This window comes from Bacillus sp. FSL P2-0099 (assembly GCF_038007445.1).
GTDB lineage: Bacteria > Bacillota > Bacilli > Bacillales > Bacillaceae_G > Bacillus_A > Bacillus_A mycoides.
Genome location: NZ_JBBOXE010000001.1, coordinates 1,821,224 through 1,833,424 on the forward strand (window position 1 = coordinate 1,821,224; position 12,201 = coordinate 1,833,424).

General features: G+C 34.2%; 8 protein-coding genes and 1 pseudogene. 5 read left to right on the top strand and 4 right to left on the bottom strand.

From position 1 onward, the window contains the following. The first annotated feature begins 106 nt into the window (after positions 1-106). Positions 107-979 (top strand): LysR family transcriptional regulator, encoded by an 873-nt coding sequence (locus MKY90_RS09385; protein WP_001100323.1) that lies wholly within the window; start codon positions 107-109, stop codon positions 977-979. Positions 980-1,033: 54 nt separating this feature from the next. Here the strand turns inward: MKY90_RS09385 and MKY90_RS30390 are convergent. Both MKY90_RS30390 and MKY90_RS09405 read right to left on the bottom strand, forming a co-directional pair. Continuing rightward, positions 1,034-1,901, bottom strand: a pseudogene (locus MKY90_RS30390) (urease accessory protein UreH domain-containing protein). Positions 1,902-1,920: 19 nt separating this feature from the next. Continuing rightward, positions 1,921-2,913, bottom strand: a complete 993-nt coding sequence (locus tag MKY90_RS09405) for a F510_1955 family glycosylhydrolase (RefSeq protein WP_341091160.1) — start codon at positions 2,911-2,913, stop codon at positions 1,921-1,923. Positions 2,914-3,136: 223 nt separating this feature from the next. On the opposite strand from MKY90_RS09405, the gene MKY90_RS09410 reads away from it, so the two are divergent. Both MKY90_RS09410 and MKY90_RS09415 read left to right on the top strand, forming a co-directional pair. Next, the gene (locus MKY90_RS09410; RefSeq protein ID WP_098168090.1) at positions 3,137-4,420 is read left to right on the top strand and encodes an aminopeptidase P family protein; all 1,284 of its coding nucleotides are present in this window, start codon (positions 3,137-3,139) and stop codon (positions 4,418-4,420) included. Positions 4,421-4,538: 118 nt separating this feature from the next. After that, complete coding sequence (locus tag MKY90_RS09415; protein WP_098168089.1) at positions 4,539-6,173, top strand: multicopper oxidase family protein; 1,635 nt, start codon at positions 4,539-4,541, stop codon at positions 6,171-6,173. A gap of 51 nt (positions 6,174-6,224) precedes the next feature. Here the strand turns inward: MKY90_RS09415 and MKY90_RS09420 are convergent, their stop codons facing one another. Then, entirely contained in the window at positions 6,225-6,770 is a 546-nt protein-coding gene (locus MKY90_RS09420; protein ID WP_002141309.1) for a hypothetical protein, read from the bottom strand. A 438-nt stretch (positions 6,771-7,208) separates the two neighbouring features. Between MKY90_RS09420 and topB the strand changes: the two genes are divergently transcribed. Continuing rightward, positions 7,209-9,353 carry a DNA topoisomerase III gene (gene topB, locus MKY90_RS09425; RefSeq protein ID WP_002012275.1) on the top strand — a complete coding sequence of 715 codons (2,145 nt, stop codon included), beginning with the start codon at positions 7,209-7,211 and terminating at the stop codon, positions 9,351-9,353. A gap of 427 nt (positions 9,354-9,780) precedes the next feature. Next, a complete protein-coding gene (locus tag MKY90_RS09430; RefSeq protein WP_002126853.1) occupies positions 9,781-11,028 on the top strand; it encodes a DUF4153 domain-containing protein in 1,248 nt (415 codons plus the stop codon). A 124-nt stretch (positions 11,029-11,152) separates the two neighbouring features. Here MKY90_RS09430 and MKY90_RS09435 read toward each other — a convergent pair whose 3' ends face one another. Beyond that, positions 11,153-12,118: an arsenic resistance protein gene (locus MKY90_RS09435; RefSeq protein WP_341091166.1), complete on the bottom strand. Its 966-nt coding sequence runs from the start codon at positions 12,116-12,118 to the stop codon at positions 11,153-11,155. Between the last annotated feature and the right edge of the window lie 83 nt (positions 12,119-12,201).

Genomic DNA, 12,201 nt, shown 5'->3' on the forward strand with positions numbered 1-12,201 from the left:
TTTCGTAATATTGATGATGTATAATTAGTGTATATGAAGTGGATTGATAAATATAATGAAGCTTATTTATAGATGATATAAATAACTTTTATATAAGGAGAACAGAATGAACGTTTTTGATTTTAAAGTTTTTAAATACGTGGCTCGTTTGAACAGCATTAGTTTAGCAGCTAAGGAGTTACATATGACACAGCCGGCTATAACTCATATCGTAAACAAATTAGAGAAACGATATGCTATAACATTATTTGATCGCTCTAGACAAGGAACTGTTTTAACTGAAAATGGAAAAGAATTTTTAGTTTGTGTAGATCGACTTCTAATGGAGTATGAAAACCTTGAAGAAACAGCTTTACAATTAAAAAATAATAACTTGTATAAGATTGTATTAGCTACATATCCTTCAGTTACTGTATATTGTTTGGCGGAGTGTATCGAACTAGGTAATTTTGATCAAAGTCAGTATGTGCTTGCAGTTCGAGAAGGAAGCTATCAAGAAGTGTTAGATTGGCTGTCTTCTGGAAGTGCAGATTTTTCTATTTCTATAAAAGAAAATTTAATACCAGGATTTCATTATGATGTAATTGGTGAAGATCCGTATGTTATGGTTTCTTCTAAGTCAGTTCCATCAGGTCTTACAATGAAAGAGTTGAAAAATTATCCTTTTATAATGCCGCTCTCTGGTTGTAAAGAAGTACTTGAACCATATTTGATGAAAAATGAAATAGTAGTTAATAAAGTGATGGAATCAGAGACAATTAGTTCGGCGTTAGCACTGGCTTTACAAGTTAAAGGAATAACAATCGTTCCATTATCAGGACTTCATAAACAAATTATTCATGACTTCATCGTGCAACCGATAGAAATTAAAATTCCACGACAACTTATTATGCAATGGTCACCTAAAAAAGAAAATGACGCACTGTTTCTGGCGTTTGTTACGAATTTACTAAGCCAACTACAACAAAAGAAAAAATGAATAAAATGATACAAAGGGTAAGCTCATTTCACTGAAGCTTACCTTTTGTGTGTATTACCAATATAGGACAGTATCATAAAGCCCGATTAATATAAGGAGAACACCGGCTATACGCTGAATGTTTTTTCCTATTTTTCGGCTCTTTTTCAGTAAAGTCCCATTTAATCCAAGGTAGGAGATGATGAACATAAGTACAACGATAGGTAGAGCAGTTCCTATCGAAAAGAATGTCGGAAACAAGTATCCATAATTAGATGAGAAAGATAAAGGGATTAACATTCCGAAAAATAGAACGAACATAGTCGGACAGAAGGCTAAGGAAAAGAGAATCCAAGTAAAAATGAGCCAACCTCATTTTGTTTTCGTATAAATTTGATCGAGAAGAAACTTCTTCCTTTTATAATACCTGCCAACATTAGCCCCATTAAAATTAATAAAGGTCCAATTATTTTTCGTAACCATGGGAAATACAAAGTTAATATTTGCTGAATCTCTTTTCCTAAGAACCATACTAATAGTCCAAGTGTCGTAAAAGCTATTATTTTTCCTAAAATGAATAACAATATATGTTTCCATGCATGTCCCTTTTGTAAAGATTGATTGCCATAAAGTGAAACTTTAATCAGTGGGGGGGTTGTTCATCCCCCACTGATTATTAGTTGAACCAATCGGGCATTTACGGGCAGTTGATATCCCACCTAACTTCTTTGTACTATCCGAATTTTGAGGTGGGAGTTTTACTGCCCGTTAATGCGGGATAAAGTGTAATAGCGCTAATGTTTCCTGTTAATTGGCAAGGAGAAAGGGTACCTACAATGCCTAATAAAAACGCAAATAAAAGAGGAATTGATTTCGTAGCATTCGCGATATCCATTAAAGGAGACATGAGTTGATAACTCCACTCGCTAACTGTTGAAAACACGTTATATTCACCTTTCTAACTAGTTATATTGTAATGTTCCATTTTTAGTAATCTGCTTCCACGTTTTAGCGTCATCCATAGAAAGAAAGACATTTGCTTTCATTGTAGCAAAAACTATTTCAGCTGAATTTTGAGGATTTTGTGATATGTACATAATTGTATCTTTAGAATCTAAAGATGGAATCTGTAAGTTTGTTTCTTCATTTGTAGCAATTGATTTCTTCGTAATTAGTTGCTCAGTTTGCTTATTAATAGAGGCATAGATAATGTCTTCATTACTTAATGTAACTGCGGTCGATTCAACTGGTTTAGAAAATAGTTCAAATGTATTTCCATAATCTGTAGACAAATATACACCGTCTTTAGCACTTACCGCGACTACACTAGATTGATCTGGATGTGCTGAAAAGGAATGGATTGTACTTGAAAGACCGTTTAATTTACTATTTTTCCAATCTTGTCCGTTGTTCGTACTGAAATAAAAACCTTGTTGTAATTTAGAATTTGGACGCTCATTGTATAAATAAATTGCTTCCGTATTATATCCGACAGCAAGGTTATGAAAATCAGATTCTCCATAAAACGCTAGCTTTTCGAGGGTATTACCGCCATCAGAACTTTTCATTAACCCTAAAGGATTTTTTAAATTTGCACCTGGTTCAGGATGACCGCTGGCAACGAATCCATTCTTTGTTGCCTGAAATCCCATGTAATCATGTAGCTCAGTCGTAGTTTCAAACCATTTACCATTTTGATAAACTTTTATACCACTGTGAGTTGCGATAGAAACCCCAGGCATATTTCCCGCGTAGCCAATTCCATGAATGTGCTCGATTTTTCCAGATGTAATTTCTTTATAGAAGTTTTGCGGAATCGTAGTTGCTGTTTCTTTATTTTTTGGCTGAGATTGCACCGTTTCTTTTTTAGCTGGTGCTGTTTCAGCATTGCTAGAACATCCTGTAATTATTAATAAAGAAGTAATTGCTAACCCTGTTGCTACATAATGTTTCACTTTTGTAGACTCCTTTCCATATATATGAGATTTTAAGTATATGGAATAAATGTCAAGAAATTGTGGAGTGGTATGCATAATTTAGAGTGGAAGGGGCCCTAGTAATGAAGATTTTCTTTTCTCTATGAGCACTATTAATTGACGAAAAATTATAACAATAATAGAATGAATTATATTGGATAATCAGTTTCAAAATTATACATAGAATGCTAGGGGGATTATTATGAAATCAACATTTTTTGTTCAAAATAGAGAACGATTAGTAAACACATTACCGGATGAATCTATTACTATTTTATTTGCTGGGCAAGCACCTCATATGTCAGCCGATGCACATTATAAATTTGTGCCGAATCGAAATTTTTACTATTTAACGGGAATCGATGAGCCAAATGTTATTTTCATGTTGAAAAAGTTTGGAAATAGTGTGGAAGAAACTCTTTTCATTGAAAAATCAGATCCAGTAATGGAAAAATGGGACGGTAAAACAGTTTCTAAAGAAGATGCAGAACAAATTTCAGGCATAAAAAAAGTTGTATATATAGAAAGCTTTGAGAAGACAATGGCAAATACACTTTTCACAGAAAATGTGAAGCATCTGTATTTAGATTTAGAGCGTCGTGAGTGGAAGGGTACTGAGACGAAAACGTTAGCGTTTGCTAAATATGTAAGAGAACAGTATCCACACGTTTTAATTGGTAATGTATATCCGCATATTTGTGAATTACGAGTGTTTAAAACGGAAGAAGAAATTGAAATCATTAAAGAAGCGATTGTTGTAACTAAAGAGGGTATTTATAACGTGCTGAAGCATGCAAAAGCAGATGTGATGGAATATGAATTAGAAGCTCATTTTGATTTTACGCTTAAATCATCTGGAATTAAACATCATGCATTCAATACAATTTTGGCGAGTGGTAAAAATGCTACAGTCCTTCATTATGAAGATAATGATGCACAAATTCAAAATGGTGATTTAGTGCTGCTCGATTTAGGTGCTCAAAAAGATTACTACAACGCTGATATTAGTTACACATTCCCAGCTAGTGGAACATTCTCTAGTCGCCAAAAACAAATATATAATATAGTGTTAAAAGCATTGAAAGAAACAACTGAGCTTATTAAGCCAGGATTAAAGTTTACGGCATTAAATGAGCATACAAAAAAGGTACTGGCAGAAGAGTGTAAAGCAATTGGTTTAATTCAAGAAGATGAAGAGTTATCAAAATACTATTATCATGGCGTCAGCCATTTCCTTGGTTTAGATACTCACGATGTAGGAACATACAAAGATAGAGTGTTAGAAGAAGGTATGGTTATAACAATCGAACCTGGTCTATATATTGAAGAAGAATCAATTGGGATTCGTATTGAAGATGATATTCTTATCACAAAAGACGGGTATGAAAACTTGTCAAAAGATATCATTAGAACAGTTGAAGAGATTGAAGAGTTTATGAGAGAAAATAATGTAAATGTAAAAGAAGATGAAGTTGTTACGAAATAATAATTAGAAGAGGCGCTCAATTTTGGGCGTCTTTTTATTTGGACCATTTTAAACCTCCATATTTTCTTGAAAATTGTCTTCTATAATAATCTTGAAAAAGAAAAAGGAGGGATTTTCAATGAAGAGATTTGTATTAACAGCAGTTACAGTCTCCGTAATATCTTTAATTGCTGCATGTTCTGCGACCACAAATACAACAAATGATCATAAAAATATGGACGATAAAAAAACAACACAGACTGAAACGGCTACAAAACCATTGAAAGTTGTAAAAGGGCCAGAAGTTACTTTAGTAGCGAAAGAAGAAAAGCAAAAGCTAAGTAACGGTGTTATTGTTCCAGTCTGGACATTTAATGGCTCATCCCCAGGTCCAGAAATCAGAGTGAAAAAAGGTGAAAAGGTTAAAGTGACATTAAAAAATGAATTATCTGCACCAGTATCTATTCATTGGCATGGGTATCCTGTCCCAAATAACATGGATGGAATTCCAGGTGTGACGCAAGATGCGGTTGAACCCGGAAAGAGTTTCACCTATGAATTTGAAGCGAACGTACCAGGAACATATTGGTATCATTCGCATCAAGATTCTGTGAATCAACTAGATAGAGGTTTATATGGTGCTCTCATTGTAGAAGATACTAATGAAAAATATGATAAAGATTACACATTAATGTTGGATGAATGGGTTACAGATAAAGAAGAAATTAATAAGCAGTTAAAAGAAATGACAAAAGGGCCAACAGGTAATAAATCTAAGGGTAATGAAAATACGAAAAAGAATGATGATATGAAAGGCATGGATCATTCCGATATGGACAGTGATAAAAAAGACTCTAGTAATATGGCAGGAATGGACCATGGAAATATGAAGATGGAAGGTCATGATATGAGTATGTATGACTTATTCACAATCAATGGTAAAAGTGGAGATTTAGTAGAGCCATTAAAAGTGAATAAGGGTGATAAGGTTCGTCTTCGACTCGTTAATGCGGGTTATCTATCACATGATATACACGTTCACGGTCATGATTTAAAAGTAATTGCAACAGATGGTCAACCAATTAATGATCCAAAAGTTATAAAAGACAAAGTAATTTCAATTGCACCGGGTGAACGTTATGATATTGAATTTACAGCTAACAATCCTGGGAAATGGTACGTTGAAGACCATTCAGAAAGTAAAGGTGCAAAAGGAATGAAAGCTATTATTGAATATGATGGCAGCAAAGAGATGAAAGACAAAGCAGATGAAAAAGAAAAATTACCGAAATTAGATATGACGAAATATGGTGCTAAAAAATTAGGTAGTTTCACGTTAAATCAACAGTATATTGCCACATATAATATGGACTTGAATACGCAAATGAATGGAAATGAAATGGTATATACAATTAACGGAAAGGTATTCCCAGATATTGACCCAATTTCAGTGAAAAAGGGTGACTTAGTAAAAGTAAAATTAGTAAATCGCTCTAAAGTGGACGATCATCCGATGCATTTACACGGTCATTTCTTCCAGGTGTTAAGTAAAGATGGAAAACCGGTAGAAGGTTCTCCAATTGTGAAAGATACTTTGAACTTAAAACCAGGAGAAGAATATGAAGTAGCCTTTGTAGCAGACAATCCGGGTGAATGGATGTTCCACTGTCATGATTTACACCATGCTTCAGCGGGGATGGTAACAGAAGTGAAATATACAGATTATAAATCTGATTATGTTCCAAACCCTAACATTCCTAATAAGCCAGAATAATATGAAGCAGTTATCCTATGGATAGCTGCTTATTTATTTTTGTTGCAAGTGTTAATGCATATGTTGATCGTGCCCGGATGAAGATGGGGGAGTATGATCGGGGAATGTCACGAACACGGCAACGATAATTACCACACTAATTGAAAGTAATAATAAAAAACGCCGTTGGATAAAAGTAGAAAAGGTTTCTGATAAAAGTTGAATTATACATGACATAGTTATTGTTATAGTAAGTAAAAGACTAATGAACAGTATACTGTGGGCTTGTTGAGCATTTAACATTTCTGTAATCATAGCTCCCATCATACTTGCCATTAATCCAGAGAACAGTCCTTCTAAAGCAGTATATAGGTGAAAACGTAGACCGACTAAAAAACCGATAAACCCACTAATCAAAATAGCAAGCAAAGTAGAATATAGTAATTCTCCTTTGAAGAGAATCCCTAAATAAAAACCTATACTTAAACCGATACACATACTAAAAGACATAATAAATACCATATACTCCATTAGGGTACCCTTACGTTTAGAAATATATGATGTAATAATAATCGAGATACAACAAAGTGTTAAGGCAGTTAACGTATAAGCGAACATCATGATACCTCCCTGTCCTATCATTCACTTCATCATATGTTCAAATGGAGAGTACTTATGCTAATATATATCTGCAAATTATCTGCACAATTTAAAAAAGGTAAGTTCAATATAATTTTCAAATAATGATGGTTCTCTTAGTGGACGATGCTTCATAAAGAATTGTTGTATTTTTATTTTGAGAGAATATATGTAAGCAAGTAGTAGTGAATGGAAAAGATGTTCGATTTTTGAGCGTCTTTTTTGTCTATAAGCATGAGAAAGAAAGTGTTATATAATGAGTTTCTATTGTGAAGCCATAAAGAATAAGCGTATAATATTATAGGTCTCCCATTTGTGAGGCAAACCGCGAATGATAAATAAGATGGTTGTTTTATCATCGCTTCTAAACAGATAGACAATGAAAGTAACACTGGAATACAGATAGGGAGTTAGAAGATGAAATTAATTATTGCCGAGAAACCAGATCAAGGTTTGGCTCTTGTTTCACAGTTTAAATATCGCCGGAAAGATGGATATTTAGAAGTAGAAGCAAATGAGTTATTTCCAAATGGAGCGTACTGTACATGGGCAATTGGTCATTTGACGCAGTTATGTAATCCAGAACATTATCACGCTGAGTGGAAGAAATGGTCATTAAATACATTACCGATGATTCCAGAGCGTTTTCAATTTGAGGTAACAAAGTCAAAGTATAAGCAATTTAACGTTGTGAAACAGCTGTTACATAATCCACAGGTAACAGAAATTATTCACGCGGGCGATGCTGGGCGTGAAGGGGAACTGATTGTAAGAAATATTATTAATCTTTGCAACGTGCAAAAGCCAATGAAGCGTCTTTGGATTTCATCTTTAACGAAGCAAGCTATTTATCAAGGATTTAAAAACTTACTAGATGAAGCAGATACGATTAATACGTATTACGAAGCATATACAAGATCTTGCGCTGACTGGGTCGTTGGTATGAATGCATCGCGTGTCTTTAGTATTTTGCTAAAGAAAAAAGGAATGAATGATGTGTTTTCCGCTGGTCGTGTACAAACACCAACATTAGCACTCATTGTAAAGCGTGAAAAAGAAATAGAGAACTTTAAGTCAGAGCCGTTTTGGGAAGTGTTCGCAACCTTTAATATAGAAGGAAAGAAATATGAGGGGAAATGGGAGAAAGATAATGAGTCCCGCTTAAATGACCCTGATTTGGCAAATAAAATTGCAGCGTTTTGTCAAAACAAACCGGCTGTAGTAAAAGAAATGAAAACGGAGCGTAAAGAGTTTCAGCCGCCGTTTTTATTTAATTTATCAGCACTGCAAGCGACAGCGAATAAAGCCTTTAAATTTTCACCGAAAAAGACACTTGATATAACGCAAGCACTATATCAAAAAGGGATTGTCTCTTACCCTCGTTCGGATTCTAACTATGTTACACAAGGAGAGGCAGCGACGTTCCCTGATATTTTACAGAAGTTAAGTCAGTTTGATGAATATAAAGGTTTATTGCCAGCACCAATTGAATCGATTATGAATAATAAGCGTTATGTGAATGAAAAGAAAGTTACAGATCACTACGCAATTATACCGACAGAGCAAGTTACAAATCCAAGCAAACTATCAGGTGATGAAAAGAAAATTTACGATATGATCGTAAGAAGGCTGATTGCGGCGCATTATGAAGTAGCAATCTTTGATTACACAACGATTACAACTCTTGTAGACGAACGTGCTGCGTTCATTTCGAAAGGAAAACAGCAAATTCAAGAAGGTTGGCGTAAAGTTATTTTCCAAGACGATAAAGATGACGAAACGATTCTTCCAATTGTAGCTGAAGGTGAACAAGGAAAAGTTGTAAAGGTGAAAGTGAAAGAAGGAAAAACACAGCCACCGAAACGTTATACAGAAGGACAACTCATTACGTTAATGAAAACGGCTGGTAAGTATTTAGAAAATGAAGAGCTTGAGAAAGTATTGAAGAAAACAGAAGGTTTAGGTACGGAAGCGACTCGTGCTGGTATTATTACAATGCTGAAAGACCGTAAATATATAGATGTACAGAAAAACCAAGTGTACGCAACCGATAAAGGGAAAGTATTAATTACAGCAATCGGTGATAAAATACTGGCTTCACCAGAAATGACAGCAAAATGGGAGCAACGCCTTGCGGAAATTGGGGAAGGTACAGCTTCACCAGCGACATTTATGGAGCAAACGAAAAAGCTATCAGCTAAAATTATTGAAGATGCGGTAGAAATGTCGGAGAAATGGGATTTCACCGGATTACATGTTGAATCGATTGAACGAAAAGGATCGAAATTTACAACAGGTAAAAAGGTCGGGAACTGTAAAAAATGCGATGGCGATGTTATTGATAAGTCGACGTTTTACGGTTGTTCTAACTACAATACAACACAATGTGATTTTACCATCTCGAAGAAGATTTTAAGCAAAGCTATTTCGCAAAAAAACATGACGAAACTATTAAAAGGTGAGAAGACCGATTTAATTAAAGGCTTTAAAAAGGGCGAGAAGACCTTTGATGCGAAGCTAGAGTGGAAAGATAATAAGATTAATTTTGTGTTTGAGAATTAAGTGGTGTCAACAAATAAAAAAGTGCTTTACTAAATAAAAAAGCTCTTTCACGAGTAAAAGTTTCTGTAACAGGTTAGGTTTGAAAAAATTATTGATAGAAAAGAAAAAGCATGACAATTTTATGTCATGCTTTTTTATTTTATAATTACAGAGTTTTGTATACTAGCACTAAAATTTATTTGAAATAATTGTTTGAAAAGGTGTTATTAAATTGGACGTTTATATCATTTTGATCATTTCTTTGAATGAGGAATGCTTTTTGTTTTTGCTTGGAATAAAAATATACAACAAAAATACTATCTAAAATAATAAAAATTTATTGCAAAACGATAAAGTTTATATTAAAATCAAAAACAGAATAAATAAGTGTGGTGCTTTTTATGGAAAAGGTAACAACGTTATTTTTAAAATTAGAGGAGGTATAAATATGGAGGTTAACAATGTGATAATTGAAAATATGGATAACCCTCATGAGTTGGAGAGAATGTATAGAAAAGACCCGAAAGCTTTTAAAAAGTCATTCTCACAGGCATGGGATGAAAACCCTGATTCTCAGGTTCTTGGTGCTTGGTATGAAAGATTGCATTTCAAGGAGACGGCAAATACAGAAAAACCTTCATTGTTTCAAAAAGGTTTCTTATTCATGGGCATTTTAGCTATTCTGGCAGGGCTAAGCACCAGGGTAATCTTCCATTTTGTCGAGCAGGAAGCAATTGCTCCAATTAACTTGGCTTTTGGTGTAATTCCCTTTATTGCTGCTTATTTTATTTACAATAATACTCCGAAAAAAAGTATTATTTATTTCCTTGCAGCATTGTTCCTAATTGCCGGGGTGTATCTTAATATGTTGCCATTAAATTATAAAGACAGCAGTATCCTTGCGTATTTACATCTTCCTATATTCTTATGGGTCTTAGTAGGGCTTGCGTTTACAGGAAATGAATATTCAAAAGGAAGTACGAGATTAGCTTATATTAAATTTAATTTGGAATATTGTATTCTCTACGCCAGCATGGCAGTGAGCGGAATGGTACTAGCAGCATTAACCATGCAGTTATTTAGGTTTGTTGACTTGAATATAGAAGACTTCTATTTTAGTAATGTTATTTTATTTGGCGCTGCCGCTCTCGCTATTGTGGCTGCATACTTGGCATCAATGAATCTTAAACTTGCTAAGAATATTACACCATACATATCTAAAATTTTTAGTCCTCTCGTCTTGATCACATTGTTGATTTATCTTATAACGGTTATATGGGTCGGGAAAAATCCGTTCTTGGACCGCAATTTCCTAATGGCCTTCAACGGAATACTCCTTGGTGTATTGGCTGTTACCATATTTTCCATTGTTGAGAGTGAATCAGACGAGAAAAAGAACATTTCAGATTATATCAATTTTGCCTTAATTGTTCTTGCGCTTATTATTGACACTGTAGCTTTGTCAGCCATCGTATTCAGACTTTCTTCTTACGGGATTACACCTAATAGACTTGCTGTCTTAGGAGTAAACATACTGATCTGGGCAAATCTAATTTGGATTATGTTTTCCTATATGCGTTTTCTACAAAACAAATCAGGACCGACAGCTATCCAAGATGCCGTTACGAAGTATTTGCCAATTTACGGACTTTGGGCAGCTTTCGTTATATTTACTTTCCCTATAATTTTTAATTAGAAAGACTTTGTTAACGTAACGACAAGCTAATTTTCTATAACGTATAAAATCCTTAGAGCCGATAAGTATCGTTACTTCTATACTTTCTCGACAATAAAAAAACGTCCCAAAGTAGGACGTTTTTTTATGTGTATTGCTGTTTTTTCTTAATAAGTAATAACACTTGTGACACACACGCTAGTACTGGTAGTTCTATTAACGGTCCAATCACTAATGCAAGCGGGATAAGAGGCTCGTCTGGAAAAGCAGTCACAGCAATTGCGAGTGCAACAGGCGAGTTTCTCGCTAATGTTGTTAAGCTTAGGCTTACAGTGTCTTCATAGGATAAATGCATCATACGTCCTACAAACTGTCCTAGTATAAAGTTAATTATGAAGAACAGTAATACTGGTATAAGTAACAATAAAACAACATTCATATTTTGTAATAAGTACTTACCTTGTGAGGCAAACATCGCTACTATTGCTAAACTTAAAAATACAATTTGAGCAGAGCTGAAAAACGGAATGAGTTTATTCTCAAGTGTTTCAACTTTTTTCATTTTATGCATAATGAATTTTGTAGCGTGCGCAAGTAAAAATGGTAAGACGATTACGATAACAATACTTTCTACTAAAACAGAAACCGCTACAGTTTTCATGACACCAGCAAATAAAAATAAATAAATTGGAAGAAGTAGTACTTGCAAAATTAAATTTACAGGCAAAATTGCAGTAGAAAGTGCTACATTTCCTTTCGCTATTTCAGTAAAGATTAAGTACCAATCTGTACACGGAGTAACCATTAACATAATAAAGCCGACCCAAAGTGCTGGGTGATCTGAAAGAAATAACGCGCCTAATCCCCAAGCAAGAAAAGGTGTCCATATAAAGTTAATACCTAGGCTTGTTCCAGCGAATTTTAAGTTACGGAAGCCATTTTTTATATCATTTAATGGGATGCTGAGGAATAATCCGTAAAGCATTAAAAATAAGAAGGGGACAATAAATTTTTCTGAATGCATATGTATCATATTAAATTGTCCTAATATAACCCCGAATATAACAGCTGCAATAATGATAAAGGTTTGAATCTTTTCTAAAGTACTCATTAATAAATCCTCTCTATAGATGAATTTCTCTCTCTAGTTGTATTATACAAGGGATTTCACTTATGTGTTTTCGAATTTATCAT

Bases quoted from the DNA above. Each gene is read 5' to 3' on its own strand.
- MKY90_RS09430 (WP_002126853.1), top strand. From the start codon at position 9,781: ATGGAGGTTAACAATGTGATAATTGAAAATATGGATAACCCTCATGAG.
- MKY90_RS09385 (WP_001100323.1), top strand. From the start codon at position 107: ATGAACGTTTTTGATTTTAAAGTTTTTAAATACGTGGCTCGTTTGAAC.
- MKY90_RS09420 (WP_002141309.1), bottom strand. From the start codon at position 6,770: ATGTTCGCTTATACGTTAACTGCCTTAACACTTTGTTGTATCTCGATT.
- MKY90_RS09410 (WP_098168090.1), top strand. From the start codon at position 3,137: ATGAAATCAACATTTTTTGTTCAAAATAGAGAACGATTAGTAAACACA.
- MKY90_RS09415 (WP_098168089.1), top strand. From the start codon at position 4,539: ATGAAGAGATTTGTATTAACAGCAGTTACAGTCTCCGTAATATCTTTA.
- topB (WP_002012275.1), top strand. From the start codon at position 7,209: ATGAAATTAATTATTGCCGAGAAACCAGATCAAGGTTTGGCTCTTGTT.
- MKY90_RS09435 (WP_341091166.1), bottom strand. From the start codon at position 12,118: ATGAGTACTTTAGAAAAGATTCAAACCTTTATCATTATTGCAGCTGTT.